General features: G+C 59.8%; 26 protein-coding genes and 1 other RNA gene. 7 read left to right on the top strand and 20 right to left on the bottom strand.

The window, feature by feature from the left end; genetic code table 11:
* Position 1 precedes the first annotated feature (1 nt).
* The 9 genes from mraY to rsmI form a co-directional block, all read right to left on the bottom strand.
* A complete protein-coding gene (gene mraY / locus ACIQAL_RS19955; RefSeq protein WP_296188429.1) occupies positions 2–1,084 on the bottom strand; it encodes a phospho-N-acetylmuramoyl-pentapeptide-transferase in 1,083 nt (360 codons plus the stop codon).
* Positions 1,084–2,454: a UDP-N-acetylmuramoyl-tripeptide--D-alanyl-D-alanine ligase gene (gene murF / locus ACIQAL_RS19950; protein ID WP_401148637.1), complete on the bottom strand. Its 1,371-nt coding sequence runs from the start codon at positions 2,452–2,454 to the stop codon at positions 1,084–1,086. The genes mraY and murF overlap by 1 nt, the downstream gene beginning before the upstream one ends.
* On the bottom strand, positions 2,447–3,910 hold the full coding sequence (locus tag ACIQAL_RS19945; protein ID WP_401148634.1) for a UDP-N-acetylmuramoyl-L-alanyl-D-glutamate--2,6-diaminopimelate ligase: 1,464 nt from the start codon (positions 3,908–3,910) through the stop codon (positions 2,447–2,449). Before ACIQAL_RS19945 ends, murF begins: the two co-directional genes overlap by 8 nt.
* On the bottom strand, positions 3,910–5,658 hold the full coding sequence (locus tag ACIQAL_RS19940) for a peptidoglycan D,D-transpeptidase FtsI family protein (RefSeq protein ID WP_401148631.1): 1,749 nt from the start codon (positions 5,656–5,658) through the stop codon (positions 3,910–3,912). The genes ACIQAL_RS19945 and ACIQAL_RS19940 overlap by 1 nt, the downstream gene beginning before the upstream one ends.
* On the bottom strand, positions 5,655–5,948 hold the full coding sequence (ftsL, locus tag ACIQAL_RS19935) for a cell division protein FtsL (RefSeq protein ID WP_296188437.1): 294 nt from the start codon (positions 5,946–5,948) through the stop codon (positions 5,655–5,657). The genes ACIQAL_RS19940 and ftsL overlap by 4 nt, the downstream gene beginning before the upstream one ends.
* Entirely contained in the window at positions 5,945–6,886 is a 942-nt protein-coding gene (gene rsmH, locus ACIQAL_RS19930; RefSeq protein WP_401149290.1) for a 16S rRNA (cytosine(1402)-N(4))-methyltransferase RsmH, read from the bottom strand. Before rsmH ends, ftsL begins: the two co-directional genes overlap by 4 nt.
* 2 nt (positions 6,887–6,888) lie before the next feature.
* Positions 6,889–7,344 (bottom strand): division/cell wall cluster transcriptional repressor MraZ, encoded by a 456-nt coding sequence (mraZ, locus tag ACIQAL_RS19925; protein WP_037017349.1) that lies wholly within the window; start codon positions 7,342–7,344, stop codon positions 6,889–6,891.
* A gap of 310 nt (positions 7,345–7,654) precedes the next feature.
* Positions 7,655–8,012: RNase P RNA component class A (gene rnpB, locus ACIQAL_RS19920), an RNA gene on the bottom strand.
* Positions 8,013–8,099: 87 nt separating this feature from the next.
* A complete protein-coding gene (rsmI, locus tag ACIQAL_RS19915) occupies positions 8,100–9,005 on the bottom strand; it encodes a 16S rRNA (cytidine(1402)-2'-O)-methyltransferase (protein WP_166596473.1) in 906 nt (301 codons plus the stop codon).
* Between the two features lie 223 nt (positions 9,006–9,228).
* On the opposite strand from rsmI, the gene ACIQAL_RS19910 reads away from it, so the two are divergent.
* The 4 genes from ACIQAL_RS19910 to ACIQAL_RS19895 all read left to right on the top strand — a co-directional run bounded on the left by ACIQAL_RS19910 (position 9,229) and on the right by ACIQAL_RS19895 (position 12,741).
* Positions 9,229–11,043 (top strand): penicillin-binding protein activator, encoded by a 1,815-nt coding sequence (locus ACIQAL_RS19910; RefSeq protein ID WP_401148628.1) that lies wholly within the window; start codon positions 9,229–9,231, stop codon positions 11,041–11,043.
* Positions 11,040–11,414 carry a YraN family protein gene (locus ACIQAL_RS19905; protein ID WP_401148626.1) on the top strand — a complete coding sequence of 125 codons (375 nt, stop codon included), beginning with the start codon at positions 11,040–11,042 and terminating at the stop codon, positions 11,412–11,414. The genes ACIQAL_RS19910 and ACIQAL_RS19905 overlap by 4 nt, the downstream gene beginning before the upstream one ends.
* A gap of 158 nt (positions 11,415–11,572) precedes the next feature.
* Complete coding sequence (locus tag ACIQAL_RS19900) at positions 11,573–12,166, top strand: phosphoheptose isomerase (protein ID WP_401148625.1); 594 nt, start codon at positions 11,573–11,575, stop codon at positions 12,164–12,166.
* A complete protein-coding gene (locus tag ACIQAL_RS19895; protein ID WP_166596469.1) occupies positions 12,163–12,741 on the top strand; it encodes a BON domain-containing protein in 579 nt (192 codons plus the stop codon). Before ACIQAL_RS19900 ends, ACIQAL_RS19895 begins: the two co-directional genes overlap by 4 nt.
* A 300-nt stretch (positions 12,742–13,041) precedes the next feature.
* Here ACIQAL_RS19895 and ACIQAL_RS19890 read toward each other — a convergent pair whose 3' ends face one another.
* From ACIQAL_RS19890 to rplM, 7 genes are all read right to left on the bottom strand, one after another.
* Complete coding sequence (locus tag ACIQAL_RS19890) at positions 13,042–13,455, bottom strand: ClpXP protease specificity-enhancing factor (protein ID WP_093461845.1); 414 nt, start codon at positions 13,453–13,455, stop codon at positions 13,042–13,044.
* Positions 13,456–13,473: 18 nt separating this feature from the next.
* Positions 13,474–14,091, bottom strand: coding sequence for a glutathione S-transferase N-terminal domain-containing protein (locus tag ACIQAL_RS19885; protein WP_166596468.1), 618 nt, complete (start codon positions 14,089–14,091; stop codon positions 13,474–13,476).
* A 229-nt stretch (positions 14,092–14,320) separates the two neighbouring features.
* The gene (locus tag ACIQAL_RS19880; RefSeq protein ID WP_341962310.1) at positions 14,321–15,100 is read right to left on the bottom strand and encodes a cytochrome c1; all 780 of its coding nucleotides are present in this window, start codon (positions 15,098–15,100) and stop codon (positions 14,321–14,323) included.
* Entirely contained in the window at positions 15,100–16,311 is a 1,212-nt protein-coding gene (locus ACIQAL_RS19875) for a cytochrome bc complex cytochrome b subunit (protein WP_166596466.1), read from the bottom strand. The genes ACIQAL_RS19880 and ACIQAL_RS19875 overlap by 1 nt, the downstream gene beginning before the upstream one ends.
* The gene (gene petA / locus ACIQAL_RS19870; RefSeq protein ID WP_166596465.1) at positions 16,311–16,904 is read right to left on the bottom strand and encodes a ubiquinol-cytochrome c reductase iron-sulfur subunit; all 594 of its coding nucleotides are present in this window, start codon (positions 16,902–16,904) and stop codon (positions 16,311–16,313) included. Before petA ends, ACIQAL_RS19875 begins: the two co-directional genes overlap by 1 nt.
* A 260-nt stretch (positions 16,905–17,164) precedes the next feature.
* A complete protein-coding gene (gene rpsI / locus ACIQAL_RS19865) occupies positions 17,165–17,557 on the bottom strand; it encodes a 30S ribosomal protein S9 (RefSeq protein WP_166596464.1) in 393 nt (130 codons plus the stop codon).
* A 14-nt stretch (positions 17,558–17,571) separates the two neighbouring features.
* On the bottom strand, positions 17,572–18,000 hold the full coding sequence (gene rplM / locus ACIQAL_RS19860; RefSeq protein ID WP_019693576.1) for a 50S ribosomal protein L13: 429 nt from the start codon (positions 17,998–18,000) through the stop codon (positions 17,572–17,574).
* A 239-nt stretch (positions 18,001–18,239) separates the two neighbouring features.
* Between rplM and ACIQAL_RS19855 the strand changes: the two genes are divergently transcribed.
* The gene (locus ACIQAL_RS19855; RefSeq protein WP_401148619.1) at positions 18,240–19,277 is read left to right on the top strand and encodes an NADP(H)-dependent aldo-keto reductase; all 1,038 of its coding nucleotides are present in this window, start codon (positions 18,240–18,242) and stop codon (positions 19,275–19,277) included.
* Between the two features lie 161 nt (positions 19,278–19,438).
* Here the strand turns inward: ACIQAL_RS19855 and ACIQAL_RS19850 are convergent, their stop codons facing one another.
* Complete coding sequence (locus ACIQAL_RS19850; protein WP_401148617.1) at positions 19,439–20,575, bottom strand: acyl-CoA dehydrogenase family protein; 1,137 nt, start codon at positions 20,573–20,575, stop codon at positions 19,439–19,441.
* A gap of 245 nt (positions 20,576–20,820) precedes the next feature.
* Between ACIQAL_RS19850 and ACIQAL_RS19845 the strand changes: the two genes are divergently transcribed.
* Positions 20,821–21,717, top strand: coding sequence for a GlxA family transcriptional regulator (locus ACIQAL_RS19845; protein ID WP_341964475.1), 897 nt, complete (start codon positions 20,821–20,823; stop codon positions 21,715–21,717).
* Between the two features lie 174 nt (positions 21,718–21,891).
* Here ACIQAL_RS19845 and zapE read toward each other — a convergent pair whose 3' ends face one another.
* From zapE to ACIQAL_RS19830, 3 genes are all read right to left on the bottom strand, one after another.
* Positions 21,892–22,986: a cell division protein ZapE gene (gene zapE / locus ACIQAL_RS19840; RefSeq protein ID WP_401148615.1), complete on the bottom strand. Its 1,095-nt coding sequence runs from the start codon at positions 22,984–22,986 to the stop codon at positions 21,892–21,894.
* A 61-nt stretch (positions 22,987–23,047) separates the two neighbouring features.
* Positions 23,048–24,397, bottom strand: coding sequence for a tryptophan--tRNA ligase (locus tag ACIQAL_RS19835; RefSeq protein WP_401148613.1), 1,350 nt, complete (start codon positions 24,395–24,397; stop codon positions 23,048–23,050).
* A gap of 28 nt (positions 24,398–24,425) precedes the next feature.
* Positions 24,426–25,055: an alpha/beta hydrolase gene (locus ACIQAL_RS19830; RefSeq protein WP_401148611.1), complete on the bottom strand. Its 630-nt coding sequence runs from the start codon at positions 25,053–25,055 to the stop codon at positions 24,426–24,428.
* A 145-nt stretch (positions 25,056–25,200) separates the two neighbouring features.
* On the opposite strand from ACIQAL_RS19830, the gene ACIQAL_RS19825 reads away from it, so the two are divergent.
* Positions 25,201–25,638, top strand: coding sequence for a ZapG family protein (locus ACIQAL_RS19825; RefSeq protein ID WP_166596457.1), 438 nt, complete (start codon positions 25,201–25,203; stop codon positions 25,636–25,638).
* Positions 25,639–26,206: the final 568 nt, after the last annotated feature.

The following is a 26,206-nucleotide window of genomic DNA, read 5'->3' as shown; positions in this document are numbered from 1 at the left end:
CTTACCTCAGTTTCAACGTGGCAAGGCCGATCAACACGAGAATCACGGTGATGATCCAGAAACGGACGATCACGCGCGGCTCGGGCCAGCCCTTGAGTTCAAAGTGGTGATGAATCGGCGCCATGCGGAAAACGCGGCGGCCGGTCAATTTAAAGGATGCGACCTGAATGACCACTGACAGGGTCTCCATCACGAACACACCGCCCATGATGAACAGCACGATTTCCTGACGAACGATCACAGCGATGGTGCCCAGGGCCGCGCCCAGCGCTAATGCGCCGACGTCGCCCATGAAGACTTGTGCCGGGTAGGTGTTGAACCAGAGGAAGCCAAGGCCTGCACCGATCAGCGCGCCGCAGAACACGATCAGCTCGCCCGCGCCCGGCACATAAGGGATCAGCAGGTATTCCGCGAATTTCACGTTACCCGACAAGTAGCAGAAGATGCCCAGCGCGCCGCCGACCATGACCGTTGGCATGATGGCCAGACCATCGAGGCCGTCGGTCAGGTTGACCGCGTTGCTGGAGCCGACGATCACAAAGTAGGTCAGGACCACGAAGCCGATGCCCAGCGGAATGCTGAAGTCTTTCAGCATCGGGATCAGCAGCGTGGTCTCGACCGGCGATTGCGCAGTCATATAAAGGAAGATCGCCGCGCCGAGGCCAAACACGGACTGCCAGAAGTATTTCCAGCGGCTTGGCAGGCCTTTCGAGTTCTTCTCGATCACCTTGCGGTAGTCATCGACCCAGCCGATGCCGCCGAACAGCAGCGTCACGATCAACACCACCCACACGTAGCGGTTGGTCAGGTCGGCCCACAGCAGCGTCGCGATGCCGATGGCGGACAGAATCAGCGCGCCACCCATGGTCGGGGTGCCAGACTTGGAGAGGTGAGATTGGGGACCGTCGTTGCGGACGGATTGGCCGATCTGTTTGTTCTGCAGGGCACGGATCATCCATGGACCGAGGCACAGCGAAAGTGACAGTGCAGTGAGCACGCCAAGAATCCCGCGCAGGGTCAGGTACTGGAAGACCGCGAAGCCTTTGTAGAACTGTTGCAGATACTCGGCCAGCAGCAGCAGCATTAATGTTTCTCCAGACTGTTGCCACACAGCGCGGCGACGACGTTTTCCATCGCGGCACTGCGGGAACCTTTGATCAAAAGGGTGGTGTTCGTGTCTTGCTCGGCGCCCAGCGCCGCGATCAGGTCAGCCTGACTTACAAAATGGCGGGCATCCTGCCCGAAAGCCTTCACGGCATGGGCCATCAGCGGACCGACGGCATACAGCGCGTCGACCTTGCCGGCCGCGTACACGCCGACGTCACGGTGGCCCTGCTCCGCCCAGTCGCCTAGCTCACCAATGTCACCCAGCACCAGCACTTTGCGGCCCGGGAACGTGGTGAGGATGTCGGTGGCCGCTGCAACCGAGGTCGGATTGGCGTTGTAGGTGTCGTCGATCACGCGCATACCGTTGGTCGCCAATTGCGCAACGGTACGGCCCTTGACCGGCTGGACGTTATTGAGACCGGTGACGATGCCGGGCAGCGAAACGCCCAGGGCATGCGCCGCTGCCGCCGCTGCCAACGCGTTGGCCACGTTGTGTGCGCCCAGCAGATTCAGTTGCACGTGTGCCGAGCCGCTTGGGCTGTGCAGGGTGAAGGTCGGGCAGCCACGGGCGTCGATGCCGAGGTCGCTGGCATAGAAATCAGCGTCACGGCTGTGCATCGAGAAGCTCAATACGTTGCGCTCACCTGCACGGGCGACCCAGATGCCGAAGGCTTTGTCATCCCGGTTCAGCACGGCGGTGCCGCGACTGTTCAGCCCTTCGATGATCTCGCCTTTGGCTTCGACGATCTTGTCTGGGCCGCCGAACTCACCAACGTGAGCAGTCCCGGCATTGGTCAACACCGATACATGCGGTTGGGTCAGGCTGACAGTCAGCGCGATTTCGCCCACATGATTCGCGCCCAGCTCGATCACGGCGGCGTCGAACTCTGGCGCCAACGCCAGCAACGTCAGCGGAACACCCAATTCATTGTTCAGGTTGCCCTTGGTCGCCAGCACCGGGCCACGCGTGCGCAGGATGCTTGAGAGCATTTCCTTGACCGTGGTCTTGCCGCTGGAGCCGGTGATCGCAGCCACTGGCTTGTCGACAAAAGCGTTGCGATTCATCGCCCCCAACTGCGCCAGTGCCTGACGGGTGTCGCGGACGATCAGTTGCGGCAACGAACTGCCTGCAATTTCACGCTCGACCAACGCGCCGACTGCGCCTTTGGCGGCGACCTGATCGAGATAATCATGGCCATCGAAACGCGGACCGGTCAGCGCAACGAACAGTTGGCCCGGCTCGATGGCACGGCTGTCGATACTGACGCCGTTGAAGCTCACGTCGTCGCCGACACGTCGGGCGTCGAGCGGCAGGAGCAGTTCGCTGAACGAAAGTGGCTTATGCATGTGCAGCCCCCCATGCGTCCAGTGCCTTGGCGGCTTCTTCAAGATCGGAAAACGGATGACGCTGGTCATCGATTTCCTGGTAATCCTCGTGGCCCTTGCCCGCCAGCACGATGACGTCGGCGGCGTCGGCCTGGGCAATGATTTGTGCGATGGCCTGACCGCGACCGGCAACGAATTCGACTTTATCTGCAGCGCTGAAACCGGCGCGGATGTCGTCAAAAATACGCGCGGGGTCTTCCGTGCGTGGATTGTCGTCGGTGACCAACACTTTGTCGGCCAGACGCTCAACCACTTCGGCCATCAGCGGACGCTTGCCGCGATCGCGGTCACCGCCGCAGCCGAACAGGCAGGTCAGTTGGCCTTTCGCGTGTGGGCGCAGGGCGTCGAGCACTTTTTCGAGCGCGTCCGGGGTGTGGGCGTAATCGACCACTACCAGCGGACGGGTGCCGCCGCCCAAGCGCTGCATACGACCGACCGGACCTTCGAGGCCCGGCAGCACTTTAAGAATCTCGTCCAGCGGGTAATCCAGCCCCATCAGCGCGCCGACCGCAGCCAGCACGTTGCTCAGGTTGAAACGGCCCAGCAGGCTGCTGCGCAAGACGTGGTCGCCCTGCGGCGTTACCAGCGTGGCGCGAACACCGTCGTCATCGAAGTGAGCATCGCGGCAGAACAGGTACGCGCTGCTGTCTTCCTGGCTGTAGGTGATCAGGCGCGAATCATGCGGCTTGGCGGCCAGTTCGCGACCAAACGCGTCGTCGAGGTTGATCACGCGGCAACGCAGGTCATTCCAGGCGAACAACTTTGCCTTGGCCGCGCCATACGCTTCCATGGTGCCGTGGTAATCCAGGTGATCGCGGGACAAGTTGGTCATCACTGCCACGTCGAACGCCAGCGCGGTCACACGGCCCTGATCCAGACCGTGGGACGACACTTCCATGGCCAGCGCCTTGGCACCGGCTTTTTTCAGGTCGTAAATGGTCGACTGCACGGAAATCGGATCAGGTGTGGTGTGAATCCCGCTTTTCAACTCGCTATAGAAGCCGGTGCCCAGCGTACCGATCAGACCGCAATGCTCGCCCAGCTTGTCGAGCGCCTGGGCGATCAGTTGGGTGACGCTGGTCTTACCATTGGTGCCGGTCACACCGACTACGTTCATGCTGCGGCTCGGGTCGCCGTAGAAACGACCGGCAATGTCCGACAGCTGCGCCGCCAGCCCTTTGACCGGAATCATCGGGATGTCAGTGATCGGCAGCACCTTGGCGCCTTCCACTTCATAGGCCACAGCCGTAGCACCGTGAGCGATGGCGTCGGTGATGTGATCGCGCCCATCGACCTTCAAGCCCGGAATCGCCAGAAACAGATCGCCCGGACGCACCTTGCGGCTGTCCAGTGTCAGCTCACGAATCAGCAGGTCGCGGTCGCTTTGGGCGAAGATTTTGCTCAGGTTAAAAGGCATCAGCCGCGCCCTCCCTTGACCGGGACGACCAGCGGCGCCGCGTTGGCTTGCTGCTCAGGCGGGACCGGCGCGAGGTTGTCCGGACGCACGTTCATCAGACGCAACGTGCCCGACATGACTTTGCTGAACACGGGCGCGGAAACCAGACCACCGAAGTAGCCGCCTTTGCTCGGCTCGTCGATCACCACCACGATGGCGTAACGCGGATTGCTCATCGGGCCGAAACCTGCGAACAGCGAGCGGTAGGAGTTTTCGGCGTAGCCCTTGGTTCCGACCGACGTCTTACGTGCAGTACCGGACTTGCCCGCGACGTGATACGACGGCACGCGAGCACGGTAAACGCCACGCGGGTCCTCGATCACCTGTTGCAGCATGCCTTGCAGGGTCTTGGCGGTCGCTTCTGGAATCGCTTGAACCGAGTCCGATGGCTTGTCGGTTTTCAGGATGGTCAGCGGGACGATCTTGCCGTTGTTGGCCAGCGCTGAATATGCGTGCACCAGCTGCAGCGCGGTCACCGACAGGCCGTAGCCGTAGGACAGCGTTGCGGTTTCAGCCTTGCGCCACTCCCGATAATTCGGCAGGTTGCCGACACGTTCGCCCGGGAAGCCCAGGCCGGTGTACTGGCCCAGACCTACACGTTGCATGGCGCGGAAGATCGCTTCGCCGCCGACGTCGAACGCGACCTTACTCATGCCGACGTTACTGGAGTTGATCAGGATGCCGGTCAGGTCGAGGATCGGGCCTTCGGTCTTGGTCACGTCACGAATGGTGTATTTGCCGATCTGCAGGGTGCCCGGGTACACCTCCACCTTGTCGCTGGGTTTCCAGCGGCCACTGTCGAGGGCGGCGGTCATGGAGATCGGTTTCATGGTCGAACCAGGTTCGAACACGTCGATGATCGCGCGGTTACGCATGGCGGCCGGGACCATGGTGCGACGGTTGTTCGGGTTGTAGGTCGGCTGATTGACCATCGCCAGCACTTCGCCGGTCTTCACGTCCATGATCACCAGGCTGCCAGCCTTGGCGTCGTTTTCCTGAATCGCGTTGCGCAGCTCGCGGGTCGCCAGATATTGCAGACGCAGATCAATAGACAAAGCCAAGGTCTTCCCGGCCTTGGCGTTTTTCTTCACTTGCAGGTCCTTGATGAGCCTGCCGCGCCGATCCTTGATCACTTGGCGCCGACCTGGCACACCGGCCAGCCAGTCGTCATAGGCCAGCTCGACACCTTCACGACCGTGGTCGTCGAGGTCGGTGAAACCGACCATGTGTGCAGTGACATCGCCCGCCGGGTAGAAACGACGGAATTCTTCCTTGCCGTACACACCCGGTACTTTCAGGTCGAGCACTGACTGGCCCTGCTCCGGAGTCAGCCCGCGAACCAGGTAGATGAATTCTTTAGTGGCCTGCTCGTTCAGCCGGTCAGCCATGGCCTTCGGGTCTTGACCCAGTACCTGCGCCAGTTGCGGCCATTTGCTCTTGTCAGCCTGCATTTCGGACGGGTTGGCCCAAATGGTGGTCACCGGCGTACTGACGGCCAGAGGCTCGCCGTTACGGTCGGTGATCAGGCCACGGTGCGCAGGAATCGAAACGTTACGCAGGCTGCGCGCATCGCCCTGCTCAATGAGGAAGCGATGATCGATGACCTGCAGGTCGACGATGCGATAGGCAATTGCCGCCACCAGCACCGACAACAGACCGACCACGACGCGGAACCGCCAAGGGTAGAGTGCCCCTTCGAGTTTCATCATGGCGACACCATCCGGATATCGGCGGCGTTCGGGATACGCATTTTCAGTTGATCGGTCGCCAGCGCTTCGATGCGGCTATGAGCGGTCCAGGTGCTTTGTTCCAGAATCAGACGACCCCATTCGGCCTGCGCTTTATCACGGACGCTCAGTTCGGAATACAGCGAGTTCAGCAACTGACGGTTCCAGTGCGCGCTGTAGGCAACGGCGATCGCCGACACGAGGACGGCAATGAACAGCAGCAGCATGAAGAAGCTGCCGCCTGGCAATGGCTTGAAGAAACCGCGGCTCACCGGAGTTTCTCCGCAACGCGCATGACAGCACTGCGCGAACGTGGGTTGGCGCGGGTCTCTTCATCGGAGGCGAACTGCGCCTTGCCGATCAATTTGATGCGCGGTTCGAAGGCCTGATGACGGATCGGCAAGTTGCGCGGCATGTTGTCTGCCTCGCCCTTGACCAGTTTGCGCATGAACAGTTTGACGATGCGGTCTTCCAGCGAATGGAAGCTGATCACTGCCAGACGGCCGCCCACTTCCAGCGCTTCCAGCGCGGCATCGAGGCCAGCTTCCAGATCGCCCAGTTCGTTGTTGACGTGAATGCGCAGCCCTTGGAAAGCACGGGTGGCCGGGTTCTTACCCTTTTCCCACGCCGGGTTGGCGACTTTCAGCACTTCGGCCAGGTCGCCGGTGCGTTCAAAGGGTTGGGCTTCGCGACGTGCGACGACAGCGCCTGCCATACGCTTGGCAAAACGCTCTTCGCCGTATTCCTTGAACACACGGGCGATTTCTTCGGCCGGTGCGGTGTTGACGAATTCGGCGGCGCTGACCCCTCGGGACGGGTCCATACGCATGTCGAGCGGGCCGTCATTCATGAAACTGAAGCCGCGCTCAGGGTCGTCAAGTTGAGGCGAGGAAACGCCGAGGTCCAGCAGAATGCCGCTGACTTTTCCGGCAATGCCCCGTTCCAGAGCTTCCGAACCCAGCTCGGCAAAGCTGCGCTGCACAATGACAAAGCGGCCGTCTTCGGCCGCCAGCGCTTGCCCGGTGGCAATCGCTTGAGGATCTTTATCGAATCCGAGGAGCCGTCCATCCGGCCCGAGGTTCTGGAGGATGAGACGGCTGTGCCCGCCCCGTCCAAATGTCCCGTCCAGATAGCAGCCATCAGCGCGCACCGCGAGAGCCTCGACGGCTTCTTCGAGCAGTACGGTGATGTGGGTAAAGCCGCTATTCATAGTCACAGGATCAAATCACGCAGTTCATCAGGCATCGCGCCCGGTTTTTGAATGGCCGCGAGGTCCGCATCAGCAAGTGCGTTCCACGCGTCCTCATCCCACAGTTGAAACTTGTTCAGTTGGCCGACCAGCATCACGCGCTTGTCGAGCTTGGCGTACTCGCGCAAACGCGGCGGTACCAGAAAACGCCCACTGCCATCGAGTTCCAGATCCACTGCATTCCCGATCAACAGTCGCTGCAGACGACGGTTCTCTTCACGGAATGTCGCCAACTCACGCAATTTGGCTTCGATCAATTCCCATTCAGGGAGTGGATAGATGCACAAGCATGGGTCGACGGTATCAATGGTCACGATCAATTGGCCGGCACTACGCGAATCCAACTCGTCACGGTACCGGCTCGGCATAGCGAGACGGCCCTTTGCGTCGAGATTGATTGCGTTTGCACCACGGAACACAGGCGCTTTCTCCGAATATTATCGTTTTGCGGTCAAAAAACCCACTTCACGCCACTTTCCGCCACTTGCGCACACTATAGGAATGCGCCCACCACACCGTCAAGGCGACTTCTTAAGGAAAACCCTTACAGGACGGAGATTTACGACGGGTAACAGATGAGTTTTGAGGAAATTCGGAATGGTCTGACAGATAAATCCGAGGGAACTCAAAAAGATGAGGTTCGAAGTTAATGTGATTTATGAGGTTTAAGATTTTTTCGGTATTACGAGGAGGGGTTGTACGAGAGAAAAATGCAGGAAGTGGGGAAAGGTGGAGAGTCGATCTGTAAGCCGGGTTCTGTCGAGGACAGTCATTCCTCTACGATGGCCATCACTGGACATCTTTAGCAACCTACCCGGTTCCAGCGCGGGCCACGCCTTGGAACCCTATTTGGTCTTGCTCCGAGTGGGGTTTACCTAGCCACGAACTGTTGCCAGACGTGCGGTGCGCTCTTACCGCACCTTTTCACCCTTACCGGCACCGAAGTGCTTAGGCGGTTATTTTCTGTGGCACTTTCCGTAGGCTCGCGCCCCCCAGGCGTTACCTGGCACTCCGCCCTATGGAGCCCGGACTTTCCTCCCCCCTTCATTGCGGAACAATGAAAGGCAGCGACTGTCCAATCGACTCTCCGCCGCCAAGGTTAATGGCAGGGCGGCACAAGAACAAGCTTTAATAAGCCTCTCGCCTATTTATGTGACAGGCTGACGGGTACCCCTTACTCCCCTTTTTGCTTCTCCAGCGCCACCTGATACAGAAGGTTCTTGCGCACGCCAGTGATTTCCGCAGCCAGCGCCGCTGCACGCTTGAGGGGCATTTCCTCCAGCAGTAGATCCAGCACGCGGCGAGCTTCGGCACCAATCGCATCTTCGCCTTCCGGCTCGCTCCAGCCCGCCACCAAAACCACGCACTCACCGCGCTGCTGATTGCTGTCGCCTTCCACGAACGCGCGAAGCTCACCCAATGGCAGACCTTTCAGTGTCTCAAAGGTTTTGGTCAATTCACGCCCCAGCACTGCCGGACGGTCTGCGCCGAAGATTTCTTCAAGGTCTTGCAGACATTCAAGAATTCGGTGCGGCGCTTCATAGAAGATGACGGTACGCGGTTCTTCTTTCAGCAATTCGAGCCGGGCCTTGCGCCCCACCGACTTGGCCGGAAGAAAGCCTTCGAAGATAAAACGGTCGGACGGCAGCCCCGCCGCCGACAGTGCCGCGATCAACGCGCATGCCCCTGGCACCGGGACAACTTGAATCCCCGCCGCACGGGCCTGACGCACGAGGTGATAACCCGGGTCTGAGATCAGCGGGGTACCCGCATCGGAAATCAGCGCCACATCATCGCCTGCTTGCAAACGCGCAATGAAACGGCTGCCTTCGTCCCGCTCGTTGTGTTCGTGGCACGCGGCCAAGGGGGTCGAAATGCCAAAATGCTGCATCAGTCGTAATGAATGCCGGGTATCTTCAGCGGCAATCAGAGACACCTCGCGCAGCACCTTCAAGGCTCGCACGCTCATGTCATCCAGGTTGCCGATCGGCGTGGCCACCACATAAAGCGAGCCTGTAGTGGAATTCAAAGCACCCGGAGCAGTCAAAGCGCACACCTCATGTTCAGTCAAAGCCTGCATTGTACAGGTTAAGGCGATGCAAACAGGGAGATTGAAAAATGGACCGAGGTATTCGCCAAGCGCTTCCTGTCGTCGCTGTGAATCAGGGAAAAAACACTGACTGAAACGCCCGGTTGCGCTTCAAGGCGACTCATATCGCGGCATTAACGCCGACAACATCGCGCCCCGGCCAGTGCTTGGGTACAATTCCACGCTTATTTGCTTGAGTATCAGGAACACACACATGATCGCTTGCCTGCGGCTGTTCTCTGCCCTCTGCCTGGCTGCCTTATTGGCCGCTTGTGCCGGTTCGCCCTCCTCCAGTCTTGGCGAACTGCCACGCACACCCGACGCCAGCATCGAGCAGTTGCTCGAACAAGCCGCTGCGGCGAAAACGCCTGATCAGGCCGCGCTCTTGCGACTGACCGCCGCCGACCTGGCCGCACGCCAGAACAACCCCGGCCGCGCTGCCAGCATTCTCGAACAGGTCCAACTGGACCAGCTCAAGACCGACAAGCAAATCTACGCCAACACCCTGTCTGCCGAACTGGCGCTGGGCCGCAGTCAGCCAAAGGCTGCACTGACCGCCCTGAACCACCCGAGCATGCAGCATCTCGGCGAAATGCCGGTCGATCTACAAACCCGCACCCACACCGTTCGCGCCCGCGCCCTCGAAGCTGACGGCCAGAGCCTCGCAGCCGCCAGCGAACGTGTGTTCATGGGCCCGCTATTGCAAGGCGATGCCCTGAGCGCCAACAACGACGCAATCTGGGCGCTGGTCGCAGCCTTGCCTCCTGAGCAACTGCAAAGCACCGCCAACGATGACATGGGCGGCTGGCTGAGCCTGGCTCGCGCGGTCAAAGGTGCGGGCACGCTGGAACAGCAACAGGCGGCCATCGACAACTGGAAGGCACAGAACCCGCAGCACCCTGCCGCCCGCCAATTGCCAACCACCCTCGCCCAATTGCGCGAGCTGAAAAGCGAGCCATTGACCAAGATTGCCCTGCTGCTGCCGCAGGACGGTCCGCTGGCTTCGGTATCCCGCGCCCTGCGTGACGGCTTCATGGCGGCTCACTATCAAGCGCAACAGGCCGGTCAGAAGCCGCCTGCGATTGAAGTCTTCGACAGCTCCCGCGTGACCTCCATGGACGCGTTCTACGCCCAGGCCAAGGCTGCTGGCGTTCAACTGGTGGTGGGTCCGCTGGAAAAGCCGCTGGTCAAACAACTGAGCGCTCACCCACAACTGCCGATCACCACCCTCGCCCTGAACTACAGCGATTCCGGCGCCCAGGGCCCGGCCGAGCTGTTCCAGTTCGGCCTCGCCGCCGAAGACGAAGCCCGCGAGGTTTCCCGTCGCGCCTGGGCCGATGGCAAGCGCAGCGCCGTGGCCATGGTGCCGAAAGGCGAATGGGGCGATCGCGTACTCGATGCTTTCCGTCAGAGCTGGCAAGCCAAGGGCGGCACCCTGCTGGGCGTTGAACGCATCGATCAACCGGTACAACTGGCTCAGCAAGTCGCCGACCTGTTCCAACTGCGTAACAGCGAAGGTCGCGCCCAGCGCCTGCAAAGCACCACCGGTGCCCAGGCCGCCGCTCAGCCGACCCGCCGTCAGGACGTCGACTTCATGTTCCTGGCCGCCACACCGCAACAGGCGCAACAGATCAAACCGACCATGGTTTTCCAGTACGCAGGTGACGTGCCCGTCTACGCCACGTCGCACCTGTTCACCAACAGCAATGATCAGGCGATGTACAACGACCTGGCCGGTGTGCGCTTCTGCGAAACCCCTTGGCTGCTGAACGCGAATGACCCACTGCGTCAACAAGTCACCGCGCAATGGCCACAGGCAGCGGGTAGCCTTGGTCGCTTGTACGCCATGGGCATCGACGCCTATCGCCTGGCGCCTCGTCTTACCCAGCTGAAAACCCTGCCGGAAAGCCGCATCGACGGCCTGTCGGGCAGCCTGGCCATCGGTCAGGGTCAGCGTATCGAGCGTCAGTTGCCGTGGGCTCAATTCGTCGATGGCAAGGTCCAGCGCCTGCCGGACACCGCGCCTTGACCTCAGGCAACCCGCGACAGACCGCCGGGCGCGAGGCCGAAGCCTACGCCCTGCGGCACCTGCAGCAACACGGTTTACAGCTGATCACGCAGAACTGGTCATGCAAACGCGGCGAGCTTGATCTGGTCATGCTCGACGGCGATACAGTAGTATTCGTCGAAGTTCGCTATCGGCGCCACGCCGGATGGGGTGGCGCACTGGAGAGCGTCGATGTTCGCAAGCAGGGAAAGCTCACACTGGCCGCACAGTGGTTTCTGCAAAGCGAGTCGAAATGGGCCGATTCCCCGTGCCGCTTCGACGTCGTGGCAATCAATGGCGACCCAGGCACGGCACCTGCACTGAACTGGCTACAGAACGCGTTCGACAGTTGACGGGGCGCCCAGGCCCAGCATCAGCACGCTCACCGACACACATAACCCACACCGTTTTTTTTGCTTTTTGCTTTGCGGGCCGCACAGTTTTGTGCCGGGATGCCGATGACCTGAGTCAGACGCCGCCCGACCAGCCGCCCCTATTAAGGTTTTCATTGATGGACATGCAATCCCGAATTCGCCAGCTTTTTCAGGCCAGCATCGATACCAAGCAACAGGCGATGGACGTTCTTGCACCCTACATCGAACAAGCCAGCCAGGTGATGGTCACCGCCCTGCTCAGCGACAGCAAGATCCTGGCGTGTGGCAACGGCGGCTCGGCCGGGGACGCACAGCACTTTTCGTCCGAACTGCTCAACCGATTCGAGCGTGAGCGACCGAGCCTGCCAGCCATCGCGCTGACCACGGACACCTCGACCATCACCTCGATCGCCAACGATTACAGCTACAACGAGATTTTCTCGAAACAGATCCGCGCCCTGGGCCAGTCCAATGACGTCTTGCTGGCCATCTCCACCAGCGGCAATTCCGCCAACATCATTCAGGCCATTCAGGCCGCACATGATCGGGAAATGATTGTCGTGGCCCTGACCGGTCGCGACGGCGGCGACGTGGCCTCGCTGCTGCTGCCTGAGGATGTGGAAATCCGCGTCCCGGCCAAAGTCACCGCACGCATTCAGGAAGTTCACCTGTTGGTGATCCACTGCCTGTGCTATTTGATCGACAGCCAAATTTTCGGGAGTGAAGAATGATATCCAAACGCCTCAGCTTGCTGGCCCTGACGCTCTGCCTGGGCATCAGCGGATGCAGCTCGGTGATCAACGCCAGCCGCGAAGCCCCGATCGACGACGACCGCGGCACCCGCACCTTCGGCAGCAAGATCGACGACTCGCTGATCGAAACCAAGGTCGCGGTGAACATCGCCAAGGCCAACCCGGACCTGGACAACGCCTCGCACATCGTCGTGACCAGCTTCAACGGCGTCGTGCTGCTGGCCGGCCAGACCCCGCGTGCCGACCTCAAGCAGTTGGCCGAACAAACCGCCAGCCAGGTGCAGAAGGTCAAGAAGGTCAACAACGAGCTGCAAGTCATCGAGCCTTCCTCGGTGCTGGCCCGCAGCAACGACGCGTGGCTGACCAGCAAAATCAAGACGCAGATGCTGACCGACAGCGCCATCCCCGGCTCGCGCATCAAGGTCGTGACCGAGAACGGCATCGTCTACCTGCTCGGCCTGCTGACCCAGGCCGAAGCCACCCGCGCCACCAACTTGGTGCAGGGCGTGAGCGGCGTGCAGAAGATCGTGAAGTTGTTTGAGTACATTGATTAAGAACACCTTTGCTGCCGGGGCCGAGACACGGCCTCGCTTCTGCCCGAAGGGCGTAGGAGCTGGCTTGCCTGCGATCTGCCGCATAGCGGCAGTACATCCGCAACACGCGGTGTGTCAGGCATAACCGAGGGGCTGATTTTACTGCTGCTGCGCACCAGATCGCAGGCAAGGTGGAGCGCCACCCCGGCAGCTCCTACGGCCTGCGGCCAGAAGCAAAAGTGCATGCGTGCGCATCCACACAAACGGCGACAAAAAAAGGCGATCCCTCGGGATCGCCTTTTTCATGACCACGCAGTCAACTCACTTGACCACTTTCAGACTCGGCCGGCCGGTCGGGCGTGGCGGCTCGTCGTCCGGTGGCGGCATGTCGTCATCCACGTCCAAGTCTTCGTCATCATCCACGGCAGGCTCCAGGTCGAAGACCATGCCCTGCCCGTTTTCCCGAGCATAGATGCCCATCACGGCGGAAACCGGCACGTACAAGCTGTGTGGGACACCGCCGAAGCGGCCTTCAAAGCTCACCGCGTCGTTGTCCATGTGCAAATGACGCACGGCACTTGGCGAAATGTTGAGGACGATCTGACCGTCGTTGGCGAAGCCTTGCGGGACTTGCACCGCCGGGTATTCGGCGTTGACCAGAATGTGCGGCGTACAATCGTTATCCACGATCCACTCGTAGAGCGCGCGGATCAGATAGGGGCGACTGGAGTTCATCGAACGGTTCCTTAGGCCTTAGCGCATGTCGCGTTCGGCACCAGACAGACTTGCCTGGAATGCCTCGCGCGCGAATTGGCGCTCCATATAATCAAGCAGCGGCTTGGCGGGCCGCGGCAATTCGATACCCAGAATCGGCAGGCGCCAGAGTATGGGCAATAGACAGCAGTCGACCAGACTTTGCTCGTCACTGAGGAAAAAAGGCTTTTCCGCAAACAGTGGCGACACGCCGGTCAGACTTTCGCGCAGCTCCTTGCGCGCCTGAACACGGGCAGCTTCTTTGCTGCGAGGGTCCAGAATGATATCCACCAGCCCACACCAGTCGCGCTGAATGCGGTGAATCAGCAGACGGCTGTTGGCGCGGGCGACGGGGTACACCGGCAGTAAAGGCGGATGCGGGTAACGCTCATCCAGGTATTCCATCACGACAGTCGACTCGTACAGCGCCAGGTCCCGGTCGACCAGCGTGGGTACGCTGCCGTACGGATTGACTTCGATCAACTTGGCAGGCTGGGTACCTCCCGCGACATCGATGATCTCGGCGCTGACACCTTTCTCGGCGAGCACGATGCGCACGCGATGGGAATAGTGGTCGGCGGGGTCGGAGTAACAGGCCAACCGGTTGGTCACGCCCATGGCGGTCCTCCTCGCTTGTTGAATTTTCGAAAGCACAAAAAACGAACGCGCCCTGAAGGCGCCTCCGGCAACATCCACAAACAGCAGGTGTTCGTCGCGGGCGACAAGATAGCTCATTTACTCAAAGTAAATTCTGCAATCTTTCGCCCGCCACTATACCCGCTCTGTGGCCATTACCCGAATGAGGCGCCTCAGGGCGCGTGACAGCCGTCGCCAGATTGGCCTGCCGTCAGTGCACGTCCTTCCAGTATTCGCGTTTGAGCAGGTACGCAAAGACGAACAGGACCGCGAGATAGAGCAGCACATAAGTCCCGATGCGCTGATGCTGAAGCTTGACCGGGTTGGCCGAGTACGCGAGGAAGGTCACCAGGTTTTTCACTTTTTCGTCGAATTGCTCCTCGGTCAGCGTACCGGTCTTGGGCACGATGGTCAGTTGATCGCAGGCTTCGTGAGTCAGCGGCGAGCCGGTGAGCGGGTCGTATTGTTTCTTGCCGTCTTCGACCGCCTGCACCTGCTTGCAACCGATCACCTGACGCCCCTGCAACCCGACGAGCACGTTAGGCATGCCCACGTTCGGGAAGACCTTGTTGTTCACGCCCCAAGGCCTTGCAGGGTCCTCATAGAAGGAACGCAGGTAGCCGTAGAGCCAGTCAGTGCCCCTCACCCGCGCCACAAGGGTCAGATCGGGCGGAGCGGCGCCGAACCAGACCTTGGCGTCAGCAGGCTGCATCCCTGCCACCATGTGGTCGCCGATTTTCGCCCCCGTGAACACCAGCTTGTCGAGCATAAGCTCATGAGGAATGCCCAAGTCATCGGCCACCCGCTCGTAGCGCTGGAACTTGGCGCTGTGGCAGCCCATGCAGTAATTGACGAACGTCCGCGCCCCGTCTTGCATCGCGACCTTGTCGGAGACATCGATATCGACGCTTTCCAGGTCTGGCCCGTGCTCACCCGCGAACGACACGAGAGGCAAGGCCGCCAGGAGAAAAACAGCCAGTAGCTTTTTCATCAGCCTGTCACCCTTTCCGGAACCGGCCTGGTCCTCTCCATCCGCGTGTAGAACGGCATCAGAATGAAGTAGGCGAAGTACACGAACGTACACACCTGAGACAGCAAGGCGCGACCCGGACTGGGCGGAAGCACCCCCAGAATGCCAAGGATGACGAACGCGACGCAGAACAACACCAGCCAGACCCGGCTCAGCCAGCCCTTGTAACGCATGGATTTGACCGGGCTTCGGTCCAGCCACGGCAAAACGAACAGCACGGCAATCGCTGCGCCCATGGCCATGACCCCCATCAGCTTGTCAGGGATCGCCCGCAAAATGGCGTAGAACGGGGTGAAGTACCAGACCGGTGCGATGTGTTCCGGCGTCTTGAACGCATTGGCCTGTTCGAAGTTGGGTTTTTCGAGGAAGTACCCGCCCATCTCGGGAAAGAAGAACACGATCGAACAGAAAATAAACAGAAAGACCACGACCCCGACGATGTCCTTGACGGTGTAGTACGGGTGAAACGCGATGCCGTCCAGCGGCTTGCCGTTTTCGTCCTTGTATTTCTTGATGTCGACGCCGTCCGGGTTGTTCGAGCCGACCTCGTGCAGCGCCAGAATGTGCAGCACCACCAGCCCGAGAATCACGATGGGCAGCGCCACCACATGCAAGGCAAAGAACCGGTTGAGGGTGATGCCGGAAATCAGGTAGTCACCGCGAATCCACTGGGTCAGGTCATTGCCAATCACCGGAATCGCACCGAACAGCGAGATGATCACCTGCGCGCCCCAGTACGACATCTGCCCCCAGGGCAGCAGATAGCCCATGAACGCTTCGGCCATCAGCGCCAGGTAAATCAACATCCCGAAGATCCATACCAGCTCTCGGGGCTTCTGATACGAGCCATAGAGCAATCCGCGAAACATGTGCAGGTAGACGACGATGAAGAACGCCGAGGCGCCCGTGGAGTGAAGCAGACGCAGGATGGAGCCGTATTCAACGTCGCGCATGATGTATTCGACGGACGCGAACGCTTCTTCGGCCGAGGGCGTGTAGCTCATCGTCAACCAGACGCCGGTCACGATCTGATTGACCAGCACCAGCAGGGCCAGCGAGCCGAAAAAATAGAAGAAGTTGAAGTTCTTGGGGGCGTAATACTTGCTGAGGTGGTCTTCCCACATTGACGTCGCAGGAAACCGTGCATCGATCCAGTCCATGAATTTGCTCATTACGCTTTCTCCTGATCGACACCAATGACGATGATTGAGTCCGACTCGTAGGAATGCGGCGGCACTGGCAAATTCAGCGGTGCAGGTTGCGCCTTGTAGACGCGTCCGGCCAGGTCGTAATGGGAGCCGTGACAAGGGCAGAAATAACCGCCCACCCAGTCCTTGCCCAGGTCAGCCGGGGCGATTTCCGGGCGAAAGGTCGGAGAACAACCGAGGTGGGTGCAAATCCCGATCAGTAACAGCATTTCCGGCTTGATCGAGCGAACGACCGGGTCAACATAAGCGGGCTGGGTTGAATTTTTGGATTCCGGGTCAGACAGCTGATCGGTGAGCTTGCCCAGATTGCTGAGGATTTCAGGGGTGCGGTGGACGATGAACACGGGCTGCCCACGCCACTCCGCGATCATTTGCTGACCCGGCTCAATCTTGCTGACGTTGACCTTGACGGGCGCGCCTGCCGCCTTGGCCTTCGCGCTGGGGAACCATGACCCCACGAACGGGACCGCAGCTCCAACCGCTCCTGCGGCGCCCACCACAGAGGTGGCTGCGACGAGGAAGCGACGCCGGCCTGCATTCACGCCGTCATTGCTCATTCCGTCCTCTCCCATCAGCTTGTAGAAGCCCGCTTGGTCAGGCTTCCCTGTGCATTATTATCTAGCTGCCAAACGTCCTGCCGATGGGTAACCAACGCCCCCTCCAGGTCAAAAGGGGATTACCTTTCGGTTTAAACCGGGAGGCCTTGTATAACGCGGCGCCCACGGTTGATTCGTCTCGTCACACTGAATAATAGACGTCCATAAAAAAACGCCCAGTTCCTTGAGGAAACTGGGCGTTCTTTTTGAACGAAAGCGAATTAACGCTTCGAGTACTGCGGACGCTTACGCGCTTTACGCAGACCGACTTTCTTACGTTCAACTTCACGAGCATCGCGAGTCACGAAGCCTGCTTTGCGCAGTGCGCTACGCAGGGTTTCGTCGTAGGACATCAGAGCGCGGGTGATACCGTGGCGGATTGCGCCAGCTTGACCACTCACACCGCCGCCGATGACGGTGACGTAGATGTCGAATTTTTCAACAGTCTCGGTCAGTTCCAGCGGCTGACGAACTACCATGCGGGCAGTTTCGCGGCCGAAGAACGAATCCAGCGAGCGGTTGTTGATGGAGATGTTACCGGTACCTGGACGCAGGAAAACGCGTGCGGTTGCGGTCTTGCGACGGCCAGTGCCGTAATTTTGAGTCGCCGACATAATGAACTATTCCGTTAAAACTTCAGTTCTTGGGGCTGCTGAGCAGTATGAGGGTGTGCAGCGCCCGCATAGACTTTCAGCTTACGATACATGTCGCGACCCAGCGGGTTCTTGGGCAGCATGCCTTTGACCGCGGTCTCGATCACGCGCTCAGGAGCTTTGGCGATCAGCTTTTCAAAGTTGATCGACTTGATCCCGCCCGGGAAACCGGAGTGAGAGTAGTAGATCTTGTCGGTGGTCTTGGCACCAGTGACGCGGATTTGCTCAGCGTTGATCACGACGATGTAGTCGCCAGTGTCGACGTGCGGAGTGTATTCCGGCTTGTGTTTGCCACGCAGACGGCTCGCGATCTCAGTGGCCAGACGACCCAGGGTCTGACCAGCAGCATCGACGACGAACCAGTCGCGCTTTACTGTTTCCGGTTTAGCGGTAAAAGTTTTCATTCTTTATAGCCTCAAAGGCCGCCCTGAAAAATAGACGGCGGAGCATACTCATTAGTACGGTCTTTGACAAGTCAAAGGCCGCCGGGCACGAACGCTATAGGGGGCTCGGGTCAGCGCGTTCGATCGCAGCGGTGTCTGTGTGGCGGGGCATCACTCCCACGACAAAGAGACGCGGAATTATCCAGATTGCGAAAAAAATTTCAACCTGCTTTTATGGCTGTTTTCTAAAGGAGAGCCAGATGGACTATCGCAAACTGGGCAGAACCGACCTGAATGTCAGCGCTATCTGCCTCGGCACGATGACCTGGGGCGAGCAAAACAGCGAGTCCGAGGCCTTCGCCCAGATCCAGCGGGCCAAAGATGCCGGTATCAATTTCATGGATACCGCCGAGATGTACCCGGTCCCACCCAAGAAAGAAACCTACGCCAGCACCGAAATCATCATCGGTAACTGGTTCAAGAAAAGCGGTGATCGCGCCGACTGGATCCTCGCCAGCAAGATTGCCGGTCCCGGAAACGGCATCGATTACGTGCGTGACGGCCATCTGAAATTCAACCGTGACCACATCGTGGCCGCCGTGGATGCCAGCCTGAAACGCCTGCAAACCGACTATCTGGACCTGTATCAACTGCACTGGCCGGAGCGCAGCACCAACTTCTTCGGCAAATTGGGCTACACCCACAGCGATGAAACCTTCACCCCGCTGCTGGAAACCCTTCAGGTGCTTGACGAGCAGGTGAAAGCGGGCAAGATCCGCCACGTCGGCCTGTCCAATGAAACGCCGTGGGGCACGATGAAGTACCTGGCAGAATCCGACGCTCATGGTCTGGCGCGCCCGGTGTCCCTCCAGAACCCGTACAACTTGCTCAACCGCAGCTTTGAAGTAGGTCTGGCAGAGGTTGCCATTCGCGAGCAATGCGGTCTGTTGGCCTATTCGCCGCTGGCGTTTGGTTTGCTGTCGGGCAAATACGCCAACGGCGCCCGCCCACCGAAAGGCCGCCTGAGCCTCTACAGCCGTTTCACCCGCTACTTCAACCCGCAATCGGAGGCGGCCTGCGCCCGCTACGTCGCACTGGCCCGTGAGCATGGTCTGGACCCGGCGCAAATGGCGCTGGCGTTTGTGACCAGCCGTGCGTTCGTGACCAGCAACATCATCGGCGCCACTACGCTGGAGCAGCTGGACAGCAATCTGGCGAGCGCGGAACTGGTGCTGTCGGAAGAAGTGTTGGCGGGGATCGAGGCGATTCACAAGGATCAGCCGAACCCTGCGCCGTAAGCTCACTCGCAGACGCTGACTAACCACTGTGGGAGCGAATTCATTCGCGAGAGGCCTGTGCATCCGATACTCATCTGTTGGATGTACCACCGAATCGCGAATGAATTCGCTCCCACAGGGTTTCACAGCAACCGTTCCACCCGAGCCCGCTTACCCCGCAGTTACAAAGACCGCGCAATGATTTCCTTCATGATTTCGTTGGTTCCCGCGTAAATCCGCTGCACCCGCGCATCCGCCCACGCCCGTGCGATCGGGTATTCCCACATGAAGCCGTAACCGCCGTGCAGCTGCACGCATTCGTCGAGCACCTTGCACTGCAGGTCTGTGGCCCAGTACTTGGCCATCGCCGCCGTAGGAACGTCCAGCTTGCCTTCCAGGTGCAATTCCAGACAGCGATCAACGAAGACCCGGCCGATCTGCACTTCGGTGGCAATTTCCGCCAGCTTGAATCGGGTGTTCTGAAAATCGGCAATCGCCTGTCCGAACGCTTTGCGCTCCCGGGTGTAGTCCAGCGTCCACTGCAACGCCGCCTCGGCCGAGGCAATCGCGCCAATGGCCACGGTCAGACGCTCTTGGGGCAACTCCTGCATCAGGTACGCGAAGCCCATTCCCGGCTGGCCCAGCAGATTTTCCTTGGGCACGCGGACGTCCTGAAAGAACAGCTCCGACGTGTCCTGAGCCTTCATGCCGACTTTTTCCAGGCGCTTGCCCTTCTCGAAGCCTGGCGTGCCCGCCTCTACCAGAAACAAACTGGTGCCCTTCGCACCCGCTTTGGGATCGGTTTTGGCGACGACGATCACCAGGTCCGCGAGAAAACCGTTGGTGATGAAGGTCTTGGAGCCGTTGATGACGTACTCGTCGCCGTCCAGCACCGCCGTGGTCTTCACCCCTTGCAGGTCAGAGCCCGCGCCCGGTTCGGTCATCGCGATGGCCGTCACGATCTCGCCCGAGACCATCTTCGGTAAATATTTCAGCTTCAAGGCCTCGCTGCCGTAATGCAGGAGATAGGGCGCGACGATGTCCGAATGCAGGGAAAATCCGATACCGGTCAGGCCGAGTCGGTAGATTTCTTCGATCACGACCGTGGTGTAGAGAAAGTCAGCGGCCATGCCGCCGTATTCCTCAGGCAGGTGCGAGCACAACATGCCCTGCTCTCCCGCGCGGTTCCAGAGCGTGCGGTCAATGTGTCCTTGCTTCTCCCATTGCGCGTGAAACGGCGCGGCTTCCTGTTCCAGAAACTTGCGGACGCTGTCGCGGAAAAGCTCATGCTCGGAGCTGAAGAGTGTTCTTGGAAGCATGGGACACCTTGGCGTGAGGGATTGTCGGACAGGGTTGCTGCGAGAGCGTATGCCGTGTCGATTGACGACGACACTGGACACATCCGACAAAAAATAAGACGATCACGCCGTTGCTTGACCACTTTCCCATATAAGAACAACAGATTATGTCTATTCAACAAAACGTGCCGTTGCGGCGCGTCAGCATCCTCGCGATCGACGGGATCTTCGCCTCCACACTGACCCAGGCCAAGGACTTCTTCCATCTGGCCAGCCTGCGCTACGGCAAACAGCTGGGCCAAGGCCTCAAAGCCGCGTTTGAAACCCGCCTCGTCAGCCCCGACGGGCAACAGGTGCGCAGCTTCAGTGAAGTCGTGCTGCCCGTGGACGGCGCGCTCGAAAACGCCGACATCATCATCCTCCCCGCCTTCGTCGACAATTTCGACACCTTGCGCGCTCGCTACCCGCAGATTTTGCCGTGGCTTCGGGAGCAACATGCCCGGGGCGCCGTGCTGTGCGGTGAAGCCAGCGGTGTGTTCTGGCTGGCTGAATCTGGCCTGCTGGATGGCAAGGAGGCCACCACCTACTGGCGTTTCTTCAATGAGTTCGCCGAGCGTTTCCCGAACGTCTTGCTCAATCAGGAAAAGCACCTGACCGACGCCGACAACCTGTATTGCGCAGGCGGCACGATTTCGGCGTGCGATCTGTACATCTATCTGATCGAGCGCTTCTGCGGCGCCAACGTGGCACAGACCGTGGCCCGCGACATTCTGTACGAAGTGCAGCGCAGCTACTCACCGGGTCGGATGGGGTTTGGCGGGCAGAAGCTGCATCAGGACGTGATCATCCTGCAAATTCAGCACTGGCTCGAAGAGCATTTCGCCGACAAATTCCGTTTCGAAGACGTGGCGCGGGAACACGGCATGAGCATTCGCAACTTCATGCGCCGCTTCCAGACCGCTACCGGCGACAAGCCGCTGCACTACCTGCAACGCCTGCGCATCGAAACGGCGAAAGGGCTGCTGTCGGGTTCGCGCAAGAGCATCAAGACCATCAGCTACGAAGTCGGCTACGACGACGCAAGCTTCTTCGCACGGCTGTTCCGGCAACATACCGAGCTGTCGCCGAATCAGTATCGGCAGCAGTTCCAGCAGGCGGCCTAAAAGCAGCTTCAAGCTGCGAGCTTCAAGCTGCAAGAGGGATCAGCAGTGGGTTCGCCGAATCTGTCCGGCCAATCGACGGTAGCGTCCGAAAATCGCTACCGTCGGCATGACAGACGATTACAGAAGAATCACCGCGCCCTCTTGCAGCTTGCAGCTCAAAACTCGCCGCTGCTCCTAAGGTTTGTGCGCCCGAGACAGGAATTCGTGGGACTGCATTTCCAGCAGACGGCTCAGCGTGCGCTGGAATTCGAAATTCAGGCGTCCGCCGGTGTACAGGTCTTTCAGCTCGACTTCGGCCGAAATGATCAACTTGACGTTGCGGTCGTAGAACTCGTCGACCATGTTGATGAAGCGGCGGGCGATGTCGTCGGTGGCGACGCTCATCTGCTCGACGCCGCTCAGCAACACAGCGTGGAAGATCTTGCCGAGTTCGATGTAGTCGTTCTGGCTACGCGGGCCGTCACACAACTCGCGGAAATCGAACCAGGCAACGTCGTCGCAGGTGCGCAACGCTTTGATCTGGCGGTTTTCGATGATCAACACATCGTTTTCGACAGCCTTGGTGCATTCCGGGGTCAGCGCGCGGAAGCTTTTGCGCATGCTGTCCTGGGCCGCTTCGTTCAACGGGAAGTGAAACAGCTCGGCCTGCTCCAGGTGGCGCAGACGATAGTCCACGCCGCTGTCGACGTTGACGATGTCGGTGTTCTGCTTGATCAGCGCGATGGCAGGCAGGAAACGCGCACGTTGCAGACCGTCCTTATAAAGACCGTCCGGCACGATGTTCGAGGTGGCCACGAGCGTTACGCCGTTCTTGAACAGCTCTTCCATCAGCGTGCCGAGGATCATGGCGTCGGTGATGTCGGAGACGAAGAATTCGTCGAAGCAGATGACCCGAGCCTCGCCTGCGAACTGCTTGGCGATCAGGGTCAGCGGGTTCTTCTCGCCCTTGAGGTTCTTCATTTCTTCGTGCACACGCTTCATGAAGCGGTGGAAGTGCGTGCGCATCTTGTCTTGAAACGGCAGCGCTTCGAAGAAGGTGTCGACCAGGTACGTCTTGCCACGGCCAACGCCGCCCCAGAAATACAGGCCCTTGATCACCGTGACTTCTTTCTTGCCGAACAGCTTGCCGAACAGGCCAGGCTTGTTTTCATGTGCTGCGACCAGATCGTCGTACAGACGCTGCAGATGGCGCACAGCGTTTTCCTGAGCGGCATCGTGGAAGAATTCAGGTTTCTTGAGGTCGTTCTGATAGCTTTCTAGGGGGGTCATGGTCTTTAGCTAGGGAGCAAAAACGGGCCGCCACTGTAGCGATGGCCCGCTGTAATGGCAATTAATCCTGTTGTGGCGTCAGGGCCAGTTTCAGGCTCTCGACCGCAGCGTCGCGGGCAGTGGCGTCGGCGAAGCTCGGGCTGTCGGCAACGCACGCGCCATCCAGCCATACCGTGAAGCCGTTGCCTTCTGTCCGAATGTCCAGCGCGGCGCCTTGTTGCAGCTGTTTGGTCACCGCGCCCGCAGCCTTGCCGTCTGCAAAATTGCGCGACAGCAGCAGTTGCTCGCCATCGGCGGCCAACAGGCGGAAACGGAAGCTGCCGTCGTCTTCACGGAAACTGACGAAGCGGGCGCCCTTGCTGGCTTTTTTCTTGGTGGCCGCAACGGTTTGCGTGGTCTCGCGGAAAGAACGCAGGCCCACCGCTTCACGCAATTCGCCCAGGAACGGCGTGGCAATACGACGAGCCTTCTGAGCACCGGCCAACAGAATGTCTTCCAGATCCGCCGGGCGTTCAATCAGACGGTGGTAGTTCTCACGGGCCTCGCCCAGCTCGCTGTCGAGCAACTGGAACAGACGCTGCTTGGCGTCGCCCCAGCCCAGGCCTTGCAGCAGGTCGGCCCGAAATTCGTCGCTCTGGGCCTTGTTGGCGAACGCCTGGTACAAGGTGAACAGGTGCGAGTTGTCCGGGTCCTTGGCTTCGCCCGGCAGGCGCGAGTCGGTGACGATGCGCGAGATCGCGTCCTTCATCTCCTTCGCATTGCTGAACAGCGGGATGGTGTTGTCGTAGCTCTTCGACATCTTGCGACCGTCGAGGCCCGGCAAAGTCGCCACGCTTTCCTCGATCAGCGCTTCCGGCATGACGAAGAACTCCTTGCCCTGACCGAACAGGTGGTTGAAACGCTGACCGATGTCACGGGCCATTTCAACGTGCTGAATCTGGTCACGCCCCACTGGCACTTGATGGGCGTTGAACATCAGGATGTCGGCCGCCATCAGCACCGGGTAGCTGAACAGGCCCATGGTGATGCCCGCATCCGGGTCTTCACCGGCTTCGACGTTCTTGTCCACCGACGCCTTGTAAGCATGGGCGCGGTTGAGCAGGCCTTTACCCGCCACGCAGGTCAGCAGCCAGGTCAGTTCCGGGATTTCCGGGATGTCAGACTGGCGATAGAAGGTCACGCGATCGACATCCAGACCGGCCGCCAGCCAGGTCGCGGCGATTTCCAGGCGCGAGCGCTGGATGCGCAGCGGGTCGTCGCATTTGATCAGCGCGTGGTAGTCGGCCAGGAAGTAGAACGAATCGGCGTCGTTCTGGCGGCTGGCGACAATGGCCGGGCGAATGGCTCCGGCGTAGTTGCCCAAGTGGGGGGTACCGGTGGTGGTGATTCCGGTCAGGATACGAGTGGTCATGGCGGGTCGCTTATTCTGGGTGCAGCAATCAGTTCGAAAGGCGCGGCAGGACCAGATCCTTGAGATCGGTCAGCTTGCCGTGAAAAAAGTGTCCGCATTCTGCCACTTTCAGCAGCTCATGGGGACGTGAGAGTGCGTCAGACCAGGCATATACGAGTTGTGGGTCAACCACTTCGTCGGTTTCCGGCTGAATCAGGGTCAGTGGCCCTTTTTGCGGGAGGGCGCTCGGGTCGGCGATGCGCATGACAGCAGGCGCAACCATGAACAGATGGCTCAGGGTTTCGCCCTTGGCTTCAAGGCGCCCGCCGAGGGTGGCCGCGACGAAACCGCCGAAGGAAAACCCGAACAGCGTCATGGGCAGGTCCGGATGTTTTTCGCGAAACCAAGTGGCAGCGGCTTCAGCATCATCGACTTCGCCCTGCCCCATGTCCGAACTGCCAGCGCTGGCGCCAACGCCCCGATAATTGAAACGCAAGGTAATGTATCCCGCGTCGCGGGCGGTACGTTGCAGGGTCGAGACGACTTTATTGAGCATCGTGCCGCCCTGAACCGGGTTAGGATGGCAGATCAGCGCCAGGCCCTTGGCCCCTTCCAGGTCAAGGTACAGGGCTTCGAGTTGGCCCACCGGGCCGTCGATGAATACAGGGGTTTCACGCATGAGCAAGAATGAACTCCGTGACCTTCAATTGGGTCGACTCGTCTAGCTGATTGTCTGTGGCTGGCATGTCGGCGACGCGTCGCCGCTATACAGCGCAGGTTCGAGCCGTTAACGTAAAGCAAAGCCGTTTATAGAGGAAGGACTCGTGGATTACTCGCTCTTAGTTTGGTTGCTGCCGACTATCGCCCTGATCGTTGGTGTCGCCATCGGTTTCTTCGTGGCGCGTGCGCTGCCCAATGCCGCGCCTAACAGCACTCAGCGCCAGCTGGATGACGTTCAGGAGCGTTTCGACACGTATCAGAACGAGGTGGTCACTCACTTCAACAGCACGGCTAACCTGGTGCAAAAGCTGTCCCAGAGCTATCAGGATGTTCAGGAACATTTGGCCGAAGGCGCGAACCGTCTGGCCACCGACGACATCACTCGTCAACGTCTGCTCGCTGCGCTGCACCCGGATGCACTGCAAGCGCCTCGCGATCGCCTGACACCGCCGCGCACTGCCGCAGAGCCTCCACGTGACTACGCGCCAAAAGCGCCGAACACACCGGGCATGCTGGACGAGCATTACGGTCTGAAAAAGTAAGCGAGTCTGCAATCACGAGCCCGCCCCTGAGGTGATCAGGGGCGGGCTTTTTTATGGGCTTTCGGAAATGCCCTACGCATTCACCGGACCCGGCCGGTTCCGACGTTTCGCAATAACCCCTAAGCTCGCCCCCGGTTTTCGGGAGGGATCATGGACATCATCAAAACAGTCGCGGCATGCGTCGCGCTGACAGGTTGCGTTTCAGCGGATTGCGTCAGGGATTGCTACATCACAGAGCAACGGGAGTATGAGACGAAGTGGGGACAGCTGTGCGAGAAGCTCACATTTGATCAGCGGTGTGAGGGGCGCTCGCCTTCGCGGTTGGCGTTGTGAACACGACCATTCGCTTTTGATTCTGGCCGAAGGCCGTAGGAGCAAGCTTGCTCGCGATCTGGCGCGCAGCGGCAGCAAAATCTGCTGGCTCAATGTTCCTGAAACACCGCATCGACCGGATTGACGACTGCTTCGCAGCCGATCGCAGGCAAGCCAGCTTGTATGGTAAGACTCGAAGGGGTGGGTGGGACCAAAAGCCAGCTTCTGACTGTTAGCAGCAGTACAGACCGTGGGA

The sequence above is a fragment of the Pseudomonas sp. NPDC088368 genome (genome assembly GCF_044753445.1).
GTDB lineage: Bacteria > Pseudomonadota > Gammaproteobacteria > Pseudomonadales > Pseudomonadaceae > Aquipseudomonas > Aquipseudomonas bambusae.
The sequence above is the reverse complement of the archived record's forward strand: the minus strand, read 5'-3'. Positions and strand labels throughout refer to the sequence as shown.